This window comes from Streptomyces sp. NPDC059452, from assembly GCF_042750035.1.
GTDB lineage: Bacteria > Actinomycetota > Actinomycetes > Streptomycetales > Streptomycetaceae > Streptomyces.
The window spans coordinates 153,583-175,590 of the sequence record NZ_JBHYVE010000017.1; the positions used below are offsets into that span (position 1 = coordinate 153,583).

Annotated in this window: 18 protein-coding genes; 12 read left to right on the forward strand and 6 right to left on the reverse strand. The window is 71.8% G+C overall.

The window, feature by feature from the left end:
* Positions 1–236: 236 nt before the first annotated feature.
* Positions 237–1,760, reverse strand: a complete 1,524-nt coding sequence (miaB, locus tag ACFW9Z_RS22775; RefSeq protein WP_384643822.1) for a tRNA (N6-isopentenyl adenosine(37)-C2)-methylthiotransferase MiaB — start codon at positions 1,758–1,760, stop codon at positions 237–239.
* 101 nt (positions 1,761–1,861) lie between these two features.
* Between miaB and ACFW9Z_RS22780 the strand changes: the two genes are divergently transcribed.
* Positions 1,862–2,860: a TAXI family TRAP transporter solute-binding subunit gene (locus ACFW9Z_RS22780; RefSeq protein ID WP_384643823.1), complete on the forward strand. Its 999-nt coding sequence runs from the start codon at positions 1,862–1,864 to the stop codon at positions 2,858–2,860.
* A 66-nt stretch (positions 2,861–2,926) separates the two neighbouring features.
* Here the strand turns inward: ACFW9Z_RS22780 and ACFW9Z_RS22785 are convergent, their stop codons facing one another.
* Both ACFW9Z_RS22785 and ACFW9Z_RS22790 read right to left on the reverse strand, forming a co-directional pair.
* Positions 2,927–4,324: an ATP-binding protein gene (locus ACFW9Z_RS22785; RefSeq protein WP_384643825.1), complete on the reverse strand. Its 1,398-nt coding sequence runs from the start codon at positions 4,322–4,324 to the stop codon at positions 2,927–2,929.
* A gap of 18 nt (positions 4,325–4,342) precedes the next feature.
* Positions 4,343–5,035 carry a response regulator transcription factor gene (locus ACFW9Z_RS22790; protein WP_384643827.1) on the reverse strand — a complete coding sequence of 231 codons (693 nt, stop codon included), beginning with the start codon at positions 5,033–5,035 and terminating at the stop codon, positions 4,343–4,345.
* Positions 5,036–5,459: 424 nt separating this feature from the next.
* On the opposite strand from ACFW9Z_RS22790, the gene ACFW9Z_RS22795 reads away from it, so the two are divergent.
* From ACFW9Z_RS22795 to ACFW9Z_RS22835, 9 genes are all read left to right on the forward strand, one after another.
* Positions 5,460–6,245, forward strand: coding sequence for an amino acid ABC transporter ATP-binding protein (locus tag ACFW9Z_RS22795; protein ID WP_384643829.1), 786 nt, complete (start codon positions 5,460–5,462; stop codon positions 6,243–6,245).
* 72 nt (positions 6,246–6,317) lie between these two features.
* Positions 6,318–7,238, forward strand: a complete 921-nt coding sequence (locus ACFW9Z_RS22800; protein WP_384643831.1) for a glutamate ABC transporter substrate-binding protein — start codon at positions 6,318–6,320, stop codon at positions 7,236–7,238.
* A gap of 155 nt (positions 7,239–7,393) precedes the next feature.
* The gene (locus ACFW9Z_RS22805) at positions 7,394–8,041 is read left to right on the forward strand and encodes an amino acid ABC transporter permease (RefSeq protein ID WP_384643833.1); all 648 of its coding nucleotides are present in this window, start codon (positions 7,394–7,396) and stop codon (positions 8,039–8,041) included.
* On the forward strand, positions 8,038–8,982 hold the full coding sequence (locus ACFW9Z_RS22810) for an amino acid ABC transporter permease (RefSeq protein ID WP_384643835.1): 945 nt from the start codon (positions 8,038–8,040) through the stop codon (positions 8,980–8,982). The genes ACFW9Z_RS22805 and ACFW9Z_RS22810 overlap by 4 nt, the downstream gene beginning before the upstream one ends.
* Before the next feature lie 166 nt (positions 8,983–9,148).
* Positions 9,149–11,032: an FAD-dependent monooxygenase gene (locus ACFW9Z_RS22815; RefSeq protein ID WP_384643837.1), complete on the forward strand. Its 1,884-nt coding sequence runs from the start codon at positions 9,149–9,151 to the stop codon at positions 11,030–11,032.
* Between the two features lie 32 nt (positions 11,033–11,064).
* Positions 11,065–11,151 carry a putative leader peptide gene (locus ACFW9Z_RS22820; protein WP_311605579.1) on the forward strand — a complete coding sequence of 29 codons (87 nt, stop codon included), beginning with the start codon at positions 11,065–11,067 and terminating at the stop codon, positions 11,149–11,151.
* A gap of 73 nt (positions 11,152–11,224) precedes the next feature.
* On the forward strand, positions 11,225–11,884 hold the full coding sequence (locus tag ACFW9Z_RS22825; protein ID WP_384643839.1) for a cysteine dioxygenase: 660 nt from the start codon (positions 11,225–11,227) through the stop codon (positions 11,882–11,884).
* Entirely contained in the window at positions 11,881–12,333 is a 453-nt protein-coding gene (locus tag ACFW9Z_RS22830; protein WP_384643841.1) for a rhodanese-like domain-containing protein, read from the forward strand. The genes ACFW9Z_RS22825 and ACFW9Z_RS22830 overlap by 4 nt, the downstream gene beginning before the upstream one ends.
* A 220-nt stretch (positions 12,334–12,553) precedes the next feature.
* Positions 12,554–13,204: a hypothetical protein gene (locus ACFW9Z_RS22835; RefSeq protein ID WP_384643842.1), complete on the forward strand. Its 651-nt coding sequence runs from the start codon at positions 12,554–12,556 to the stop codon at positions 13,202–13,204.
* Positions 13,205–13,343: 139 nt separating this feature from the next.
* Here the strand turns inward: ACFW9Z_RS22835 and recX are convergent, their stop codons facing one another.
* From recX to ACFW9Z_RS22850, 3 genes are all read right to left on the reverse strand, one after another.
* Positions 13,344–14,114 (reverse strand): recombination regulator RecX, encoded by a 771-nt coding sequence (gene recX / locus ACFW9Z_RS22840; protein WP_384643844.1) that lies wholly within the window; start codon positions 14,112–14,114, stop codon positions 13,344–13,346.
* 3 nt (positions 14,115–14,117) lie between these two features.
* Positions 14,118–15,248, reverse strand: a complete 1,131-nt coding sequence (gene recA, locus ACFW9Z_RS22845) for a recombinase RecA (protein WP_384643846.1) — start codon at positions 15,246–15,248, stop codon at positions 14,118–14,120.
* A 294-nt stretch (positions 15,249–15,542) separates the two neighbouring features.
* On the reverse strand, positions 15,543–16,643 hold the full coding sequence (locus ACFW9Z_RS22850) for a hypothetical protein (RefSeq protein ID WP_384643848.1): 1,101 nt from the start codon (positions 16,641–16,643) through the stop codon (positions 15,543–15,545).
* A gap of 433 nt (positions 16,644–17,076) precedes the next feature.
* On the opposite strand from ACFW9Z_RS22850, the gene ACFW9Z_RS22855 reads away from it, so the two are divergent.
* Both ACFW9Z_RS22855 and ACFW9Z_RS22860 read left to right on the forward strand, forming a co-directional pair.
* Positions 17,077–18,666 (forward strand): S8 family peptidase, encoded by a 1,590-nt coding sequence (locus tag ACFW9Z_RS22855; protein WP_384643850.1) that lies wholly within the window; start codon positions 17,077–17,079, stop codon positions 18,664–18,666.
* 240 nt (positions 18,667–18,906) lie between these two features.
* Positions 18,907–21,954: an ATP-binding protein gene (locus ACFW9Z_RS22860; protein ID WP_384643852.1), complete on the forward strand. Its 3,048-nt coding sequence runs from the start codon at positions 18,907–18,909 to the stop codon at positions 21,952–21,954.
* Positions 21,955–22,008: the final 54 nt, after the last annotated feature.

Consider the following 22,008-nt stretch of genomic DNA (forward strand, 5'->3'; position numbering starts at 1 on the left):
CGCCGAAGCCGCCGCCCGCCGTGCGGGCCGGTGCGGCCGTCGTACGGGCCGGTGCGACCGTCGTACGGGCCGGTGCGACCGTCGTACGGGCCGCGTCGACCCCGTACGGGCCGATCCGCCGCCGTACGGGCCGGTCTTCAACGGCGTACGGGGGTGTCCCCCGCCCCTACGGGCCGTCCGACCGCCGCGAGGCGCCGACCACCGTACGGGCTTTGTCCGGCCGCCGTACGTACCGGTCAGCCGATCCCGCAGGCCGGTGCCGCAGCGGCCGGGAGCGGGGCCGGGGCGCCGATCGTGGGGAGGCCGAGCATCACTCCGGCCGGCTTGGCGGCGGCGGCCGTCGTGCGCTTCTCCCAGGCGTCGCCCGAGCGGGTGGCCCGTACCGCGAGCGGGGTGCCCTCGGCGAGCAGGTGGTGCGGGGCGGCGTAGGTGATCTCCACGGTCACCACGTCACCGGGGCGCACGTCCTGGCCGGGCTTGGTGAAGTGGACGAGCCGGTTGTCGGGGGCGCGGCCGGAGAGGCGGTGGGTGGCGCCGTCCTTGCGGCCCTCGCCCTCGGCGACCATGACCTCCAGGGTGCGGCCGACCTGCTTCTTGTTCTCGTCCCAGGAGATCTGCTCCTGGAGGGCGGACAGCCGCATGTACCGCTCCTGCACGACCTCCTTGGGGATCTGCCCGTCCATGTCGGCGGCCGGGGTCCCGGGGCGCTTGGAGTACTGGAAGGTGAACGCGTTGGCGAAACGGGCCTCGCGGACCGCGTGCATCGTCTGTTCGAAGTCCTCCTCGGTCTCGCCGGGGAAGCCCACGATGATGTCGGTGGAGATGGCGGCGTCCGGCATCGCGGCGCGCACCTTCTCGATGATGCCGAGGAAGCGCTCCTGACGGTAGGAGCGACGCATCGCCTTCAGTACGCGGTCGGAGCCGGACTGCATCGGCATGTGGAGCTGAGGCATCACGTTGGGCGTCTCGGCCATGGCGGCGATGACGTCGTCGGTGAAGTCGCGGGGGTGCGGCGAGGTGAAGCGGACGCGCTCCAGGCCCTCGATCTTCCCGCAGGCGCGCAGCAGCTTGGAGAAGGCCTCGCGGTCGCCGATGTCGGAGCCGTACGCGTTGACGTTCTGGCCGAGCAGGGTGATCTCGGACACGCCCTCACCGACCAGGGCCTCGATCTCGGCCAGGATGTCGCCGGTGCGGCGGTCCTTCTCCTTGCCGCGCAGCGCCGGGACGATGCAGAAGGTACAGGTGTTGTTGCAGCCCACGGAGATGGAGACCCACGCGGCGTAGGCGGACTCGCGGCGGGTGGGGAGCGTGGAGGGGAAGGCCTCCAGGGATTCGGCGATCTCGATCTGCGCCTCCTCCTGGATGCGGGCGCGCTCCAGGAGGACCGGCAGCTTGCCGATGTTGTGCGTACCGAAGACGACGTCCACCCAGGGGGCACGTTTGACGATGGTGTCGCGGTCCTTCTGGGCGAGGCAGCCGCCGACGGCGATCTGCATCCCGGGGCGCTTGGTCTTCATCGGGGCGAGCCGGCCGAGGTTGCCGTAGAGCTTGTTGTCGGCGTTCTCGCGCACCGCGCAGGTGTTGAAGACGACGACGTCGGCGTCGCCGTCGGCGCCTTCGGGGGCGCGTACGTAACCGGCGTCCTCCAGGAGACCCGACAACCGTTCGGAGTCGTGGACGTTCATCTGGCACCCGTAGGTGCGCACCTCGTAGCTCTTCTGGACGTCCACTGCTTCTTCGCTCCGGTTGCCGCTGCTCATGTGACCAGGGTAGGCGGTTGCCGGACACACCCTTCGCGTGCCCGGTCCGCCCTCGCGGCCGGGCCTGGTCAGGACCGCGGTGAGCTGGCAGGATCGCGCGCATGCGCCACGCTCCGTCCCGATTCGGCCGACGCCGCGCCCTGCAGACGGGCGCCGTGCTCGCGGTCGCGCTCGGGCTGCTCGCGTGGTGGCTCCTTCCCCTGGGCGAACGGACCCCGAGCGGGACGCTGACCTTCTCCACGGGGGTGCCGAGCGGTGTCTACCAGCGGTACGGGGAACGGCTGGAAGGCGCCCTTGCCAAGGACATGCCGGAGGTCTCCATAAGGCTCCGCAACAGCGAGGGGTCCCAACAGAACCTCGCGCGGGTGGCGGCGGGAGAGGCGGACTTCACCATCGCCACCGCCGACGCCGTGGCCACCTACCTGCGGGACGGCAGGCCCGGCGCGCACCGGCTGCGGGGCATGGTGCGGCTGTACGACGACTACGTCCAGCTGGTCGTCCCGCGCGGCTCCGACATCGGCAAGGTGGCCGATCTGCGGGGCAAGCGGGTCGGCGTCGGCCAGGAAGGCTCCGGGGTGCGGCTGGTCGCGGACCGCCTCATGAAGGCCGCGGGCATCGACCCCTCGCAGGACGTGACGGCGGTGTCGGCGGGCATCGACACCATGCCGGACCGGCTGGTCGACAGGGAGCTCGACGCCTTCTTCTGGTCCGGCGGGCTGCCGACGGGGGCGGTGCAGAAGCTGTCGGAGCGGTACCCGGTCCGGCTGATCCCGCTGGAGGCCTCCCTGATCAAGAAGCTCCAGGCGGAGGGCGGTTCCGCCCGCTACTACCGGTCGGCCCTGATGCCCGCCGACGCCTATCGCCACGCCCAGCAGGGCGAGTCGGTCGCCACGGTCGCCGTCGCCAATCTGCTCATCACCACGGACCGTACGGATCCGGCCATGACCGAGGCCTTCACCCGGACCGTGATCAACAGCCGGGACCGGATCGGCCGCGAGGTGCACGCGGCGCAGCTGGTGGACCTGCGGACGGCGATCTACACGGACCCGCTGGCCGTGCACGACGGCGCCAAGCGCTACTACCGCTCGGTCAAGCCCTGACCAGGCTCTGCCACCGTTCGGCCTAGCCCTGATCCGGTCCCCTCATGAGGACGGCGGCCGCGACGCTCAGGGAGTGTGCCGCAGTTCGCGCGGCACCGAGACCGTGACCCGCAGGCCGTGCGGCTCGTGGCTCTCGTACGTGATCGAGCCGCCGCCCGCCGCGAGCAGCACGCGCGAGATGGAGAGCCCCAGGCCCGATCCGCTCACGTTCTGATGGCGGGTGGAGCGCCAGAAACGGTCCCCGACGCGTTCCAGCTCCTGTTCGGTGAGGCCGGGCCCCCGGTCGGCGACCACCACGGTCGTCGCGGTGACTCCCGGGGTGACCGTGACCCGTACGTCCTCTCCGGCCGGCGTGAACTTCAGGGCGTTGTCGATGACCGCGTCCAGCGCGCTGGAGAGCGCGACGGGGTCGGCCCAGGCGGTGGCGGCCGGGGCCCCGTCGTGGATCAGACGCACGCCCTTGCCGTCCGCCATCGGGCGCCAGGAGGCGACGCGCTCGGCGGTGAGCGGGACGATGTCGATCAGCTGGAGGTCCGCCTCGGCGTGCTCGGCCAGCGCCAGGTCGAGGAGGTCGTCCAGCACCCGGGCCAGCCGCTTGCCCTCGGTGCGTACGGCGGCGATCTCCTCGTTGCCCTCGGGCAGCTCCAGGGCGAGGAGCTCGATGCGCAGCAGCAGCGCGGCGAGCGGGTTGCGCAGCTGGTGCGAGGCGTCGGCGACGAAGGCGCGCTGCTGTTCCAGTACGTCCTCGACGTTGTCGGCCATCTCGTTGAAGGACCGGGCCAGCCGCCGCAGTTCGGGCGGACCGCCGGCGGCGGCGACCCGCGAGCGCATCCGGCCGACGGCGATGTCGTGGGTGGCCGCGTCCAGGACCCGTACCGGCAGCAGCACCCAGCCGGTGAGCCGGACGGCGGCGCCGACCGCGACCAGCATGGCGAGAGCCTCGCCGAGCCCGATCAGCAGCCAGGTCCGCAGGATCCGGGAGCGCATCTCGTCGGTGGGCGAGTCGATGACGACCACGGCGACGACGTCACCGTCGCGCACGACGGGCGAGGCGACGACGACACGGCCCCGCTGCCAGGGCCAGACCTGCGGGGGATCGTGCGAACGGCGGCCGAGCAGCGCCTCGTTGAAGGCCGTGCGCCCCTCCCCCGCGTCGGGCAGCGTCCAGCTCTCCGGAGCCTTGGCCAGGGCATCGTCGTTGCGGTGGAAGACACCGGCCCGGATGCCGTACACGGAGGCGTAGACCTCCAGGTCGGTGGCGAGCGTCTGACGGCGCTCGTCGTCGGCCGGGACGGTGTCGGTGATGGACTGGGCCAGGGCCGCGAAGCGGGCGGTGTCGTCGATCCGGTCGATGACCAGGCGCTGCTGCTCGGCGGCGGCCACGCTCACCGCGAGCGGGAGGCCGAGGGTGAGCAGGACGGCCGCCATCAGGGTGATGAGCAGCGGAAGGAGACGGGTGCGCACCGGGGACGTACCCGCCCGTTACGCGGACGGCGGGACGAGCCGGTAGCCGACGCCCCGCACGGTCTCGATGAGGGCGGGCAGCCGCAGCTTGGAGCGCAGGGAGGCGACGTGCACCTCCAGCGTGCGCCCGGTCCCCTCCCAGCTGGTGCGCCAGACCTCGCTGATGATCTGTTCGCGGCGGAAGACCACGCCGGGGCGCTGTGCGAGGAGCGCCAGGAGGTCGAACTCCTTGCGGGTGAGCTGGACTTCGGAGCCGTCGACGCTGACGCGCCGGGTGGGCAGCTCTATGTGGACGGGGCCCAGGCGCAGCCCGGCGACGGGGGTCGGGGCGGTGTCCTCACCGCTGGTGGTGCGCCGGGCCACCGCGTGGATGCGGGCGAGCAGTTCGCCGGTGTCGTAGGGCTTCACGACGTAGTCGTCGGCGCCGAGGTTGAGTCCGTGGATGCGCGAGCGCACGTCGGCGCGGGCGGTCACCATGATCACCGGGGTCGCGGTGCGCTTGCGGATCTTGCCGCAGACCTCGTAGCCGTCCTGGTCGGGCAGGCCCAGGTCGAGGAGGATCACCCCGAAGGGCTCCTTCTCGGCGGGCAGCAGCGCGCGCAGGGCCTCCTCGCCGTTGCGGGCGTGCACGACCTGGAACCCGTGCCGGGCGAGCACGGCGGACAGGGCCGCCGCGACATGGTCGTCGTCCTCGACGAGCAGCAGTCTCATGGCCCTCCTCTCCGTCTCCCCGGGCCGTGGGGGTCTCCCCGGGCCGTCGGGCTTCCCGGACTCGTTCACGTAACCGATCTCGTTCAATCCACCGTTGCACAGCGTCACGGGGCGATACCTGGTGTTTCATCCCGCTTCATACGGAAGATCCTCGGGGAAACGTTCCGTTCAGCGGTGCTTCATGTTCTTTCCCCGCACAGGGCATCCACGCCGATGACCGGTGGGCCAGTCAAGAGGCTGCCGGTTACAGCGGGGTTTCCGTTATGCACCCGGTACGCCCCAGCACCCCTCGTGGCGTCCCCTTCACGCGGAGTGTCCGGTTGCCGCCGGATCGTTATGCTCAATTTCCGCTCAGATGTAATGACGCTGGTCGCACTGCGTCATTAGTGTCCTTGGAACCCGAGGAGGACGGAGCAAAAAGCCGATGAGCGGAGTTTCAGTGACCAAGGCCGCCGAGGACGCCGCGCCCGCGGAAGACGACCTTGTCGTACTGAGCAACGTCAACAAGCACTTCGGCGCGCTGCATGTGCTCCAGGACATCGACCTGACCATCGCCCGTGGCGAGGTCGTGGTCGTCATCGGGCCCTCCGGGTCCGGGAAGTCCACGCTGTGCCGCACGATCAACCGCTTGGAGACGATCGATTCGGGCGCGATCTCGATCGACGGCAAGCCCCTGCCCCAGGAGGGCAAGGAGCTGGCCCGGTTGCGCGCCGACGTGGGCATGGTCTTCCAGTCGTTCAATCTCTTCGCACACAAGACGGTGCTGGAGAACGTCGTGCTGGGCCAGACCAAGGTCCGCAAGGCCGACCGGAAGGACGCCGAGAAGAAGGCCCGGGCCCTGCTCGACCGGGTCGGCGTCGGCGTGCAGGCCGACAAGTACCCGGCACAGCTCTCCGGTGGCCAGCAGCAACGCGTCGCGATCGCGCGGGCGTTGGCGATGGACCCGAAGGTCATGCTCTTCGACGAGCCCACGTCGGCTCTCGACCCGGAGATGATCAACGAGGTTCTCGAAGTCATGCAGCAGCTGGCCCGGGACGGGATGACGATGATCGTCGTCACCCACGAGATGGGCTTTGCCCGTTCGGCCGCCAACCGCGTGGTGTTCATGGCGGACGGAAAGATCGTCGAAGAGGCCACGCCCGAGCAGTTCTTCAGCAATCCGCGCAGCGACCGGGCCAAGGACTTCCTGTCGAAGATCCTTCACCACTGACGTCGGTCCTTCACCACTGACGTCCGACGACCGACGACTGACGACAACGCCCTACGGCATAAGGAAACTCACATGAAGCTCCGCAAGTCGGCCGCTGTCGCGGCCATCGCCGTCCTCGCCCTGACCGCGACCGCGTGTGGCGGCAAGGAGGGTTCCGCCGGTGACAAACCGGGCGGCGCCAAGGACGGCGCCGAGGCCCCCGCGCTGCCCAAGTACGCCCCCGCCAAGGATGTCGCTCTGGACTCGCCGGTCTTCAAGAACGCGAAGCAGCGCGGCAAGCTGATCATCGGTGCCAAGGCCGACCAGCCCTACCTCGGCTTCGAGGACCAGTCGACCAGGGAGCGCTCCGGCTTCGACATCGAGATCGCCAAGATGATCGCGGCGGACCTCGGCTTCTCGGAGCAGCAGATCGAGTGGAAGACCGTCGACTCCGGCGTCCGCGAGACGGCCATCTCCAAGGCCCAGGTCGACTACTACGTCGGCACGTACACGATCAACGACGAGCGCAAGAAGCAGGTCGGCTTCGCCGGTCCGTACTACAAGGCCGGCGCGGACCTCCTGGTGCGCAAGGACGACGACTCGATCACCGGCAAGGACTCGGTGAAGGGCAAGAAGGTCTGCTCGATCGTCGGTTCCACGCCGCTCCAGGAGATCAAGAAGCCCGAGTACGGCGCGAGCGTCGTCGAGCTGGCCAAGTACTCCGACTGCGTGCAGCAGTTGCTGACCAAGCAGGTCGACGCCGTCACCACGGACGACTCGATCCTCAAGGGTTACGCCGCCGCCAACTCCGGCAAGCTCAAGGTCGTCGGCAAGCCGTTCACCGAAGAGCCCTACGGTGTCGGCCTGGACAAGGACGACAAGGTGCTGCGCGAGGCCATCACCACCTCGCTGGAGAACCGGATCAAGGACGGCACGTACAAGAAGATCTACGAGGCGACGCTGGGCCTGTCCGGCTCGGACTTCGTCGAGCCGCCGGCGCTCGAGCGCTACTGACGCCGTCGGCCGTCCCACGGCCGACATCCCGTCACTGACGCACCGCGTGTGACTCAGGCGTCCCGTACGCCGCCGCCGCTCCTCAGGGGCGCGGCGGGCGTACGGGGCGCCCCTTCCCCTGCCCTGATGCCGCTGACCGCCGACGCGGAGACCTCATGAACGTACTGCTCGACAATTTCCCAGAGTTCCGCGACGGCTTCATAGGAACCGTGTCGATCACCGCCGTCAGCTCGGTTATCGCCCTGGTCCTCGGTGTGATCATCGCCGGATTCCGGGTCTCGCCGGTGCCGCCGCTGCGGTACTTCGGCACCGCCTGGGTGACGCTGATGCGCAACACCCCGCTGACGCTGCTCTTCCTGATCTTCTTCTTCGTCGTCCCGGAGATCCTCTTCCCGGGGATGAGCCCCTTCGTGCTCGGCTCGCTGGCCCTCGGCTTCTACACCTCCGCGTTCGTCTGCGAGGCGGTCCGCTCCGGCATCAACACCGTGCCACTGGGACAGGCCGAGGCCGCGCGTTCGATCGGCATGACGTTCGCCCAGACCCTGCGCATCGTGGTGCTCCCCCAGGCCACGAGGACCGTCATCGCCCCGCTGAGCAGCATCTTCATCGCGCTCACCAAGAACTCCGCGATCGCCGGTGCCTTCAGCGTCGCCGAGCTCTTCGGCTGGCAGAAGCTGATGAGCGACAAGGGTTACGCGATCGTCCCCGTCTTCATCTGGGTGGCCCTCGGCTACCTGGTCGTCACGTTTACCATCAGCGGCCTCTTCCGGCTGCTGGAGCGTCGCATGGAGGTCGCCCGATGAGCGCCAGCGTTCTCTACGACGCCCCGGGCCCCAAGGCTCTCGTCCGCAACCGGATCTACGCCGTCATCGGCACCCTCGCCATCGCGGCGCTGATCGGCATCAGCCTGCTGCGGCTGGCCGACAAGGGCCATCTGGCCCCCGAGATGTGGGACATCTTCAACTACGCGGGCATCCGGCAGAACATCGCCGACGCGCTCGTCGCCACGCTCAAGGCGTTCGGTCTGGCCGCGATCGGCTCGCTCGTCCTCGGTGTGCTGCTCGCGGTGGGACGCCTCTCCGACCACAAACCGGTCCGCTGGGCGGCGACCACCTTCATCGAGCTGTTCCGCTCGCTCCCGCTGCTGATCACGATCTACGCCATCTGGGTCGGCTTCCTCACCGACCACTCGATGTGGGCGCTGGCGGCGGGCCTGTCGATCTACAACGGCTGTGTCCAGGCCGAGGTGCTGCGGGCCGGTGTCAACGCCGTCCCCCGGGGGCAGAGCGAGGCCGCGTACGCGCTCGGCATGCGCAAGACCCAGGTCATGGTCACCGTCCTGATGCCGCAGGCCGTCCGGTCCATGCTGCCGACGATCATCAGCCAGCTCGTGGTGACCCTCAAGGACACCTCGCTCGGCTTCATCATCCTGTACCCGGAGCTGCTCCAGACCGCGCGTCTGATCGCCTCCAACACGCTGGTGAACGAGCAGTACCCGTACGTCTCGACGATCGCCGTCATCGGCACGATCTACATCGTGCTGTGTCTGCTGCTCTCGTCGCTGGCGACCTGGATCGAGAAGCGCGGCCGCCGCGCCAAGACCGGCATCGCGGTGGCGCCGGCCGTCCAGGCCCCCGGAACCATCGACGCGACGGCCGGCACCTTCGGCCCGGGCGTGGGGGGCGCAGGGGGCGCAGGCACCGGGATCGACGGTGCCGGTGGGGCCGGAGTGACGAAGGACTGACCTCCACGGGTCTTTCCCGGCGGAAGCATTCGAGGCAGCGGCGCACGCGTCGCTGCCTCGGTCACTTGACGCAAGCACCCCCAATGGGTTGCATACGTTCTGTGATCACGCACCCGGCTTCCACTGCCACGTTCCGCATGACCGTACGGGCCGGAGGACACGCGCCGTGGACCCGGTGATCGTCGTCGGCGCCGGACCCGTCGGTCTGACGCTGTCGCTGGCCCTCGCCGCCCAGGGCGTCCCGAGCGTGCTCCTCGACGAGGGGCCCGGGACGGAGGAAGTACGTCTCGCCCGCACGGTCGTGCTGCGTGAGGACACCGCCGACCTGGTGGAGCGCCTGGGCGCCGCCCACCTGGAGAAGGACGGGCTGCGGTGGAGCGGGTGGCGCTCGATGCGCAGGAAGCAGCTGGTCCGTGACGTGCCGTTGGGTACGGGCTCCGGTGGCGTCGGTGACGGTTCCGGTGACGCCGGTGACTTCGGTCGCTTCGCTGACTCCAGCGGCTTCGGTGACGCCGGTCGCTTCGGTGACTCCGGCGGCTTCGGCGGCTTCGGTGGCGAGGACGCCCCGCTCCACCCGGCGCCCCTTCACATCCCGCAGCACGCGCTGGCGGAGGCCCTGCGCGCGGCGGTCGCGGCGGCGCCCCTGGTGAAGCTGGTCCCGCTCAGCCGCGTCGACACCCTGGAGCAGGACCCCGACGGCGTCACGGTCCACACCAAGGAGCCCGGTTCGACCTGGTGGCGCGGCAGCTATCTGGTCGGCTGCGACGGCGCCCGGTCGACCGTGCGCAAGCTGCTGGACATCAGGTTCCCCGGCCGTACGGCGGTGGAACGGCACGCCGTCGCCGCGCTGCGGGCCGAACTGCCCTGGCCGGGTGAGGCCGTGCTGCACCGGCAGCCGCCGTGGCGCACCGGGGGCGCAGAGGTCTGTGCGCGGCCGCTGCCGGACGGGGTCTGGCGGCTGGACTGGCTGCTGCCGCCGCGCGGCGAGCTGGTCACCCCGGACGCCCTGATCACCCGCATCCGGGACACCCTGGCCGGCTGGTGCGGCGAGACCCCGCCGTACGAGCTCCTCGACACCGGCGTCCACACGCTGCACCACCGCCTCGCCCGGCGCCGACGGGTGCGGCGGGCCTTCCTGGCGGGCGACGCGGCCCATCTGCTGGGGGCGCTCGGCACCCAGGGCCTGGACGAGGGGATCAGGGACGCCGAGAACCTGGCCTGGAAGCTCGCCCACGCCTGGCACCACGGCGGCGCCGACCTGCTGCTCGACAGCTACCAGGCCGAACGCCGGGCCGCGGTGGCCGCCCGGCTGCGCGCCGCCGACCAGTCCCTGCCGATACTGCGGGGCGGCGGGGGGCTGCGGACGCTGGTACCGGGCGCGGCCCGGGGCCACGACACCCTGCTCGCCGACGGCCACCTGGGCCGCGGAGCCCTGGGTGCGCCCCCTTCGTACTCGCACTCACCCCTCGCACCACCGCACGCCGAGGCGCACACGACGGTGGGTACGCCCCCCGGTGCGCCGGTCACCGATGTACGGGTGACGGCACCGGACGGGACGGCGGTACGGCTCCGGGAGCGGCTCGGGCAGGGGCATCCGCTGGTGATCCTGGTGGCGCCCGGGACCGGGGTGTGGGACCGGCGGCACTGGCTGACCGCCGGGATCATGCCGCGCCTCGTGGACGCCGTGGAGGCGCTGCCGGTCGCGGCGGAGCTGCTGGTCACGGAGAGCTACCCGGGCGCGTCGGCCCACACCGTCCTGCTGGTGCGGCCCGACGGGCACCTGGTGGCCGCCTTCACCGGCGTACGGCCCGCCGAGCTGCTCGCGGCGGCGCGGGCGGCCCTCGGCAGCGCACCCCGGGCCGGATCCGAGTCCGGAACCGGCTCCACGGAGCACGGGGAGGCGGAGAGCGGGGACGGGAAGAGCGGCAACAGGGAAAGCGGCAACGGGGAGAGCGGAGACAGGAAGAGGGGCGGGAAGGAGCGGGGTGCGGCGCGCGTGCGCGAGCCGCACGACCGGGTCCACGCCGACCGGACCGCCGGGATCAATTGACCGTCACGGGCGCGCATGGTGTACTCCAGATCATGACCGACACCGATGTGCGCCTGTGGCGGAGGGTCCATATGGACCTCGTCCGTTACGCGGGCTGCGTGTGTCGTCCGTCCTGCTGAATCGCCCTCTTCTGCCGGTCCGTGCCGCTCTTCGCACGGCCGGGATCTCGCGCGAACTCTCAGGACGGTCCCTGTGTCTTCCCCCTCCCCTGCCGTACCGACGGCTGCTTCCGTACCTTCCCCCACCGCTCCGGCCGTGTCCGACGCCCCGGCCGTCTCCGATCCCGCTGGCTCCGGTCCCTCTGACTCCGCGCGTCCGCCTGTCTCCGCGCGGGTCGGCTCCGCCCGGACCGCCGCCTCCGGTCCGTCGGTCGCGGAGCTGCTCGACTTCGTACGCCGCACGGCGGAGAACATCGAGCTCATCGCCTCCCTCCCGCTCGATCCGGAGGGCCGCACCTGGGTCCGGCTCGACGGCCCCGGTGGCAGCGAGGCCTGGCTGATCGGCTGGCCGCCGGGGTCCGGGACGGGCTGGCACGACCACGCGGACTCGGTCGGCGCCTTCACCACCGCGGCCGGCACCCTCAAGGAGCACTCGCTGGCGGTGCGGCTGCCCACCGACGGCTGGAAGACCCTGGAGCTGAACGACGGGGTGGACCGGTCCCGGGAGCTGGCGGCCGGTCAGGGGCGGGCCTTCGGACAGAACCATGTGCACGAGGTGCTCAACGAGTCCGACAGCGTGCACGCCGTCTCCGTCCACGCGTACTACCCGCCGCTGCCGCTGATCCGCCGGTTCAGCCGCACCGGGGCGGTGCTCCGCCTGGAGCAGACGGAGCGCCCGGAGGACTGGCAGTGAGCGGCGGCGACCGGGGCGGGGCCGAGGGCGTGGGCGCCACGGAACGGGTCGGGATCGACGAGCTGCTGGAGCGGGTCCGGGCCGGTTACGAGCGGATCGGGCCGGACGAGGCCGCCGCGGCGGCGACGGACGGGGCGCTGCTGGTGGACATCCGGTACGCGGCCCTCCGGGACCGGGACGGGCTCATCCCCGGCGCGCTGGTCGTGGAGCGCAACGAGCTGGAGTGGCGGCTCGATCCGCAGGGCAGCCACCGGGCCGCCGAGGCGGTGAGCCACGATCTCCCGGTGGTCGTCATCTGCAACGAGGGGTACGCCTCCAGCCTCGCGGTGGCATCGCTCCGCCGGCTCGGGCTGCACCGGTCCACCGATCTGATCGGTGGCTTCCAGGCCTGGCGCTCGGCAGGACTCCCGGTGCTCCCGGCCGACGAAGCCACCGAGGCCGACGACTGATGCCGGGCTTGTGAGGGAGGGGGCGACCACGGGCGTGACGTGGCCACCCCCTCGCTCGCTCGTTTCCGAGCTCCGTTTCCGAGCTCCGTTTCCGAGCTCCGTTTCTGAGGTCCATTTCTGAACGGGACACACCCGAACGCCGCATTCCAGTAGAGCCATCGCCGTGCGCGACCGACATTCGCCTCATACCGAGGTCGAAATGTACGGAGATGACGCACTTATGGCGATCACTGTCCTCACCCCCGACCAGCTCGACGCCCAGGCGTCCCGGCTGCACGACACACAGGCGTGGCAGCAGATCGTCTCGGGGTGGGAGAGCACCGCCCCCGAGCCCTCCCCTGCGGTACGCACGGAGGCGGCCCCCGACCAGCCCACGGCCTCGGCACTGGACCACCCTGCCGACTGGCGGAGCCTGCTGTCCGTCCCCGTCGGACAGCTCATCGACGACTCACTGCGGGCGCTGTCCGCACCGCCTCCGGCTGAGCGCCCGCTCCCCGGCCGACTCGGCGCCGTACTCCCCGACCGTTTCCATGCCTGGCGGCGGATCGGGCAGGCCGATGTGAGGCCCTCCGTCCACCTCGGCTACGCACGGCGGATCCTGACCGAGTGGGGCTGGCAGAACACCCCGTACCGGCTGCGTGACGCCCGTGGCGCCCGCTGTGTCTGTGGCGCCCTGCTCACCGCGCACCGGCTCGGCTACGGCTCCCCCGCCACCGTGGACCGGGCCGGTGCCTGGCTGATCACCGAGCTCCGCTCCCAGGGGTGGCCGGGGCTGATCGGCCCCTGGAACCGCCTCCCGGGCCGCACCGCCGCCGATGCGCTGGCCCTCGTCGACGGAGCCGCCCGCCGCGCCGCCTTGGCCGGACACTGACCAGCGGAGTCCCGGCCGCTCCCCCGCATACCCATAGGCCTCCGCGTGCCCATAGGAAGGGCTCGGCGTTCCCCTCGGAACGCTCATCGCCCCCGTCGGAACCGCTCGTCACTCTCGTCGCACCGGCTCATCGTTCGCCTCAGAACGGCTCGTCCAGTCCCTCCGTGTCCTCGCCCTCCTCCTCCAGCGCCTGGCGCACCACCCGCAGGGCCATGCCCTCCCCATACCCCTTGCGGGCGAGCATCCCGGCCAGGCGGCGCAGCCGCTTGTCCCGGTCCAGGCCCCGGGTGGAGCGGAGCTTGCGGGCCACCAGCTCCCGGGCCGTCTCCTCCTCCTGGTCAGCGTCGAGCTGCCCGACCGCGTCGTCGATCACGGCCGGGTCGACGCCCTTCGTACGCAGCTCACGGACGAGGGCGCGGCGCGCGAGCCCCCGGCCGTGGTGCCGGGACTCCACCCATGCCCCGGCGAAGGCCGCGTCATCGATCAGCCCGACGTCCTCGAAGCGCGAGAGGACTTCCTCGGCGGCCTCGTCCGGGATCTCCCGCTTGCGCAGGGCGTCCGCGAGCTGCTTGCGCGTTCTCGGCGTCCCGGTGAGCAGGCGCAGACAGATGTTGCGCGCCTGCTCGACCGGATCGCGAGGCTCCCCCTTGTCACGCTGGTCACGCGGCTCCCCCTGCTCGGCCCTCGACGAGGAAGGGGAGCCGCTGCTCCTGGTGCCGGAGCGGGCGCGGCGGCCCGCCCCTTCGCCGAACCCGGCGCCCGTGCCCGCTGCCCCGCGCGAGCGGCGCCCGGACCGCGCCCCGCGCCCGGCCCCCGGCTCGTAGGCGGACCCGTCGGTGGGTCCGCCGTCGGATTCGAGGGCCGCGCCGGGCTCCATGGGGCTGTCCGGCCACTCCGTACGACGCGTCACGGCCTAGCTCTTGGCCGCCGCGGTCTTGGCCGGCTTCGCCTTGGTGGCCGCGGCGGTCACCGGCTTCGCCGCACCGTCCGCCGCTGCTCCCGCGGTCGCCGCCCCTTCCGCGGCCTGCTCGGCGGACTCGGCGTCCGGCCGGACGCCGACACCCAGCTTCTCCAGGATCTTCTTCTCGATCTCGTTGGCGAGGTCGGGGTTGTCCTTGAGGAAGTTTCGGGCGTTCTCCTTGCCCTGGCCGAGCTGGTCGCCCTCGTACGTGTACCAGGCGCCGGCCTTGCGGACGAAGCCGTGCTCCACGCCCATGTCGATCAGCCCGCCCTCACGGCTGATGCCCTGGCCGTAGAGGATGTCGAACTCCGCCTGCTTGAACGGCGGGGCGACCTTGTTCTTGACGACCTTGACGCGCGTCCGGTTGCCGACCGCGTCGGTCCCGTCCTTCAGCGTCTCGATCCGCCGGATGTCGAGGCGCACCGAGGCGTAGAACTTCAGCGCCCGGCCACCGGTCGTGGTCTCCGGCGAGCCGAACATCACGCCGATCTTCTCGCGGAGCTGGTTGATGAAGATCGCCGTCGTCTTGGACTGGTTCAGCGCACTGGTGATCTTGCGGAGGGCCTGGCTCATCAGACGGGCCTGGAGACCCACGTGCGAGTCACCCATCTCGCCCTCGATCTCCGCACGGGGCACCAGGGCCGCGACGGAGTCGATCACGATCAGGTCCAGGGCGCCGGAACGGACCAGCATGTCGACGATCTCCAGCGCCTGCTCGCCGTTGTCCGGCTGGGACAGGATGAGGCTGTCGATGTCGACGCCGAGCTTCTTGGCGTACTCCGGGTCGAGAGCGTGCTCGGCATCGATGAACGCCACCGAGCCGCCGAGCTTCTGCGCGTTCGCCACGGCGTGCAGCGTCAGCGTCGTCTTGCCGGAGGACTCCGGCCCGTACACCTCCACCACACGGCCGCGCGGCAGACCGCCGACGCCGAGGGCGACGTCGAGGGCGGTCGATCCCGTGGGGATGACCTCGATGGGCTCGTTGGGCCGCTCACCGAGGCGCATCACCGCGCCCTTGCCGAACTGTCGTTCAATCTGTGCGAGTGCGGCGTCCAACGCCTTCTCGCGGTCGGTTCCTGCCATGGGTTCCACCCGATTTGCTTGAGTCGATCGCTTCACGTCAAAGACGCTAACCCCTGCCACTGACAATGGGCCTCGACGTCCTCCCGGCCTGTGGACAACTCCACGGTCGGGCCCGGAAAAACCCGGCCGAAATCCATGAGAATGGATGTTCGATTTTGATGTCAAGCGCACCACGCGGGGCCCGGCCGACGGGAACGGCGGGCCTGGCAGGTCGGAACGGCGAGGCCCGGTCGCCCTGATGCGAAGCCCTCGGGGCCGGGGGGGGAGCCGCCGAGTATCACCACCAGGACCGCCCTAGGACCGCGTCGCCCTCGCGCACGCGTCCCCGGAGGACTCGCCCCGCCCGACCGGCCCGCTGCGGTCGTACGGGTCGATCTCCTCGTCGGCCCCGTCCGCCCGGCGGTCCGTGCCGAAGGGCGGGGTGAAGTAGCCCGTAGGAGCTCCGCAGCCGCCGTTGGTCACGTCGTACGCGTACGAGACGATCGAGAACGTGCCCGGCTCGGTGATCACTTTGCCGGGGTCGTCCCAGCTCAGGACCAGCTCGCGCCGGACGATCGTGCGCACGATCTCGTCGTCACCGTCACCACCACCGTCCGCGCGGGTGACCGGGTAGACGAAGGTGACGTCGGCGGTCACCTGGAGCGCGCCGCGCTCGCCCTCCCGGTAGGTGAGCCTGCCCCGGGTCTTCACGACATCGCCCACCAGCTGGGTGCGGGAGGGCTGGAAGCGGCTGAAGAGAAGAAGCGGGTCGCTCTCCTCGCTCGGGGTTCGGAAAGCGGTGCGCAGAAGGTCCTGGACGTCCTTCTGGTGCGGGTTGATCAGTGCGATCGCCTTCTCGGGGCGCTCGCCCCGCAGCACCTCGCGGTCCAGGCCGGACGCGACGAGGAAGTCCCGGCTGCGGGCGAGGGCCCGCCCGACCTCGGCCGCGCTCATCCAGCCGACCGCCCCGGCCTCCGGCACGGTGATCCCCGCCGCTCCGCTCGCCCAATTCACCGCCGGGGAGCCTCGGAACGGCTCCTCCACGGTGGGGCGCCGGGCCGCCTCCGCCGGGGGTGCCTGGGTCGGGCGGGCGGTCTCGGCCGTCGGCGGCGGGGAGTCGGCGCCGGTGAACAGGCCCACGGTCCGCTCCGGCGCGAGTGCCACCACCAGCAGCACCAACGAGGCCAGCAGCCCGGCCACGTACCAGCCCGTGCGCCGCTTGGGCCTCGCGAGCGTGTAGCTGCGCCAGCCCTCCGGTTCACGGCCGGGCTCCGCACGCAGCCGCCTCGTCACCTCACGGGCGCGCGCCGACGGCTCCTTGGGCGCGTCGGCGGCACCCGCCACCGACTCGCGCAGGAACCGCTCCCACTCCTCGTCCGACCTGGACGAACCGTCCGGCTCCGTACCCGTGCCCATTCCCAGCCCCCCGGCGATCAGTGAACCGCGGCCCACTCCCCCGGGACGCGTCCGCATGATGGCACAGAGCGCCGACAGCGAGGACGGCCGGGGCGTACGGGGTGGGCAAGCCCTCCGTTCCCCGACTGGCCGACAACTGGCCGACCCAAGCACTCAGTCACATCAGATCCCGTGGGGTGCGGCCGAACCGGAACGGTTGGGTACGCCTACGCATTGTTCGACCTGCCCCCATGGCTCGATTCTTCCTGAGGCGGCGGTGGCTCCGCCCCTCGTGCATCCGCCGGCCCCCCAAGTTCGGCATCCGCCGTACGAGGTCGACGACCCGTCGTCCGGAGCCTCCGCCGCGCCCCTTCCTTCGCCCGTGCCCGGTGTTCGCCGTGCGCGGGCCCCGCCGGACCCGAGCCGGTCCGGCCAACCCCTCAGGAGGAATCGCATGGTGTCTCAAGCTGCGGTGTGGCGTACAGCCGCTGCCGCGTGTGCCCTCGGCGCACTGATCGCCGGCGCCGGTACGGCCGGGGCGGCACCCACGCCTCCGCCCGCCGAAGGCCGCGTCCTGGGCGCCGACCGGGCCGGCGCGGTGGCGGGCTCGTACATCGTCACCTTCAAGGACACGGTGGCGCGGGCCGACATCGAGAGGACGGCGAAGTCCCTGGCCGGGCGGCACGGCGGGAAGGTCGGCCACACCTACACCGCCGCGCTGCGCGGCTTCTCCGTGAAGGTGGACGAGAAGCAGGCCCGGCGGCTGGCCGCCGACCCCTCCGTGGCGCGGGTGGAGGCCGACGGAGTCGCGTACGCCCTGGGCACCCAGAACGACCCGACCTGGGGCCTGGACCGCATCGACCAGCGCGACCTGCCGGGCGACCGGAAGTTCACGTACCCCAACACGGCCTCCAACGTGACGGCTTACGTGCTCGACACCGGGATACGCACCTCGCACCGGGAGTTCGGCGGCCGGGCGGTCAGCGGCTACGACTTCATAGACAACGATGCCGTCGCCCAGGACTGCAACGGGCACGGCACACATGTGGCGGGTACGGTCGGCGGCGCCACGTACGGCGTCGCCAAGGCCGTGAAGCTCGTGGGCGTACGGGTCCTGAACTGCCAGGGCTCCTCCGGCTCCACCTGGGCCCCGGTGCTGGCCGGGATCGACTGGGTAACGAAGAACGCGGTCAAGCCTGCGGTCGCCAACATGAGCATCGGCGGCGGGCGGACGTCCTCGGTGGACGAAGCGCTGGCCAAGTCCATCGCCTCCGGCGTCACTTACGTCGTCGCCGCCGGGAACGACGGGGCCAACGCCTGCAACACCTCTCCGGCGGCCGTGCCGAGCGCGGTGACGGTCGGCGCCACCGACAGCCGCGACGCCCGCTCCATCTGGCCGAGCGGCAAGTCCTCCAACCACGGCACCTGCCTGGACCTGTTCGGCCCCGGCTCCGACGTCGTCTCCGCCTCCCACCTCAACGACACCGGCTCCCGCTCCGACGGCGGCACCTCCATGGCCGCGCCGCACGTGGCGGGCGCGGCGGCCCTGCTGCTCTCCGCCAACCCCTCCTGGACGCCCAAGCAGGTCCACGACCGGCTGATCGCCGACGCCACCCCGAACAAGGTCACCGACGCCCGGACCGGTTCGCCCAACCGCCTGCTGTACGTCCCGAACAACGGCGACACCACGCCGCCCTCGGGCCGGACCTTCGAGAACACCACCGGCTACCCGATCCGCGACAACGCGACCGTCGAGGCCCCCATCACCGTGAGCGGCATCACGGGCAACGCACCCGCGACGCTCTCCGTCACGGTCGACATCCGGCACACCTTCCGCGGTGACCTGCGGGTCGACCTCGTCGCCCCCGACGGCGGTGTCTTCCGGCTCAAGGACTACAACGCCAACGACAGCGCCGACGACGTGCGCGGGACCTTCACCGTGAACGCCGCGTCCAAGCCCGCCAACGGGACCTGGAAGCTGCGGGTGAGCGACAACTGGGTCAACGACACCGGCACGCTGAACTCCTGGTCGCTGAGGTTCTGACCGGGCGGGGCGAGAGCCCACCGAACTGCCGGTGATCCACGTCCCGAACCCTGATGGATCCCGGCACCACCCGGCCGGTGAGACCTCTCCGCGAACCTCACCGGCCGGTCGGGGGGCGTCTGCGGCGCCCGCACATGCGCCGCAGACGTCACTCCCCTTTCCACCGCCGTCGCGAAGAGCCATCATGAGGCCGCCGGGCACCCACCAGCCGTCCGGCCGTGCTGCCGATGCTGCCCACAGGTGCGGAAGGAAGCCGTGACCGCCGACCCGCCGACCTCCGCCCCGGACACCCTGACCGGACGCTCCGCGCTCCTGGAGGAGCTCCGCCCGAAGCTCGACCGCCGGCCCGCCGTCGTGGTGATCACCGGTGAGACGGGGGTGGGGAAGAGCCGGCTGGTACGTGAACTCCTCCGCCGGACACCGCCGCCGGGCTCCCGGGGACCGCTGACCGCCTCGGGCCCTCCGGGGCCGCCGGGGCCTCTGACTTCTCCGGGGCCGCCGACTTCCCCGGTGCCTCTGGCTTCTCCGGACCTCGTGACTTCCCCGGGGCTGTCGGCTTCCCCGGATCCCCTGGCCTTCCCGGTGCCGCCGAGTTCTGAAGGCACCGTCACGCTGCTCGCCCGCTGCCGGGAGTCGGACGATCCCGCCCCGTTCGCACCGATCGTCGAGGCGCTGAGCCGCTGCCGTCCCCTCCCGGCAGGCCTGCCGCCGGTGACCGGTGCCCTGCGCGGGCTGCTGCCCGAGCTCGCGGACCTTCTTCCGCCCGCGCCGCCTCCTTTGGACGATCCGCGCGCCGGACAGCACCGTGTCCAGCGGGCCCTGTGCGCGTTGACGGCCTCCCTGGGGAGGGTCGTTCTGACCGTGGAGGACCTGCAGTGGGCCGACCCGTCCACCTGCGCCTTCCTCCGTACGCTCGTCGCCGACCCGCCGCCGTACCTGGGACTCGTGCTCACCGCCCGCAGCAGCGCGGCACCCCACACCGACGCGGAGGGAGGCGGTGCTCTCCCCTTCCCGCTGCGTCCGCAGGCCCGCATGACGGTGACCGAGCTCCACCTCGCACCGCTGTCGGTGGCGGAGACCGGCACGCTGGCAGCCCGCCTGCTCGGTGCGCGGACGGTGCCGGAGGGGTTCGCCGACCGGCTGCACCGGTGGACGGGTGGCCTGCCCTACGTGATCGAGGAGGTGCTGCGACAGTGGCCCGACTCCGGGGTGTGCCGCACCGGGGCGGAGGGGCTGCCGGAGCCGCCCCTGCCCGCGTCCGTGCGGCGCGTGGTCGTGGAGCGGCTGCGTCACCTTCCTTCGGACGCGCGGCACGTGGTCGCCGCGGCGGCGGTTCTCGGTGACCCCGCCCCCGTACATCTGCTGGGAGCCGTCGCGGGGATGGGTGACCAGGAGGCCCGTCACGCGCTCAACGCGGCTCTGAAAGAAGGCGTCGTGCGGGCGGCGGACGGCACCTACGCCTTCCCCTACGATCTGGCGCGCAGGGCCGTGTACGAGGCGGTCGCCGAACCGGAACGGCCCGTACTGCACCTGCGTGCGGCGCGCGCCCTGGCCCGGCACTCCGGTCCCCTTCCCCTGGTGCGGATCGCCGGGCACTACCGGCGCGCCGGCCGCCGGACCCAGGCGGTGCGGTGTCTGGAGGCTGCCGCGGACCGGGCGGCCGGGGCGGGGGACGCCGGTACGGCCACGGCCCACTACCTCGACGCCCTGCGCGGCGGCCCCTCGGCCGTCGTCCGCGACCGGCTCGCGTTGAAGCTCGCCCGGGTCGCGTTGAACGCCCGGCCAGGCCCGCAGGTGCCCGCGGCCCTGCGGCAGGTGCTCGACCAGCGCTCCCTGGGCCCCGGGCCGAGTGGTGAGATCCGCCTGCTCCTGGGCCTGCTGCTGCGCAACCAGTCGGGTTCCGGTCTTGAGGCGCTGGAGGAGATAGCGCGGGCCGTTCCCGACCTCCTCGCCGTGTCGACGGGGCAGGCCGCACGGGCCCTGGCGATCATCGCCATCCCCTCCCTCAAGGGCTGGCCGGTCAGTGAGCACCGGCGCCTCCTGGCCGAGGCGGAACGGCTGCTGCCCCGGGTGGACGAGCCGGAGCTGCGGTCGGCCGTGCTGACCAACCGGGCCACCGCCCTGGCCCTGATGGGTGACCCCTCGGCCCGGGAGGCGGTGGCCGAGCTGCCCGACGCCATCACCGGAGAGGCCGCGGCGAGGGTGCACGCCAACCTGGCGGGCGCCGCGACCGCCCTGGGCCACCCGGAGCGGGCCCGCGCCTTCCAGGCCCGTGCGTGGCAGGCCGTGCGCACGAACCATGCCCCCTACCTCGAAGCGTTCGTCGAGACGACGGACATGCTCGCCGCCTTCACGGGCGGCCGGTGGACGGGGCTGCTGGAGCGGGCCGAGCGCGCCGAGGAGCAGTACCGGGACGTCCCCGACTTCCACGCGGAGGCGCTCCTGGTCTGCGGGCTGCTGCGCCTGCACACCAAGGGGCAGACGGATGTGGCGCGTCGCCTCCTGGAGAGGGCCGTCCGCACGACCGCGCTGGACACCGGCATCGTGCTGACCTCCGCCGCGGCCGCGGCCGTACGGGTTCATCTGGCCGCCGACCGGCCCGCGCAGGCCGTCCAGGCGATGGAGGGAGCCCTGCGCCTCCTCCGCCGCACGGGCGCATGGGTGTGGGCGACCGCTCTCGCACCGCCGGCCGTGGAAGCGCTGATCCGGTACGACCGCCCCGAGGAGGCCCACCGCCTCGTCGCGGAGCTGGACAGGGGCATCGCCGCCCGGGACGCACCGGCCGCCCGAGCCGCCCTGCTGACCTGCCGGGCGCTGCTCACCGCCACGGACGGCCCGCAGGCGACGATAGAGGGGGCCGATGCCCTGTACGCGGCCGCCGTGGACACCTGGACGGCCATGGAGCGGCCCTACGAAGCCGCGTACGCAAAAGAGGCGTGGGGGTTCCACCTCCTGGCCACGGAGGCGGCGGACGGACGCGCCGTACTGCACGAGGCGATCACGGCCTACCAGGACATCGACGCCGTATGGGATGTGCTGCGCTGTCAGCGCGGGCTGCGGGAACACGGCCTGGTCACCGTGCGCAGGCCCGGCGCGCTGGGGTACGGCGACCATCTCTCGCCCCGGGAGCGGGCGGTGGCCCGGCTGGCCGCGCTCGGCCTCTCGAACCGCGAGATCGCGCGCGAGCTGGTCCTCTCGCACCGGACGGTCGAGCACCATGTGGCACGGGCGCTGCGGAAGCTGGGGGTGTCGTCCCGCACCGAGATCGGTTCGCAGCTCGGGCTCTGACGGAACGCGTGCTTCTGTTCCCTGTCGCGGACGGCTTCGCCCTCATAAGAAGTC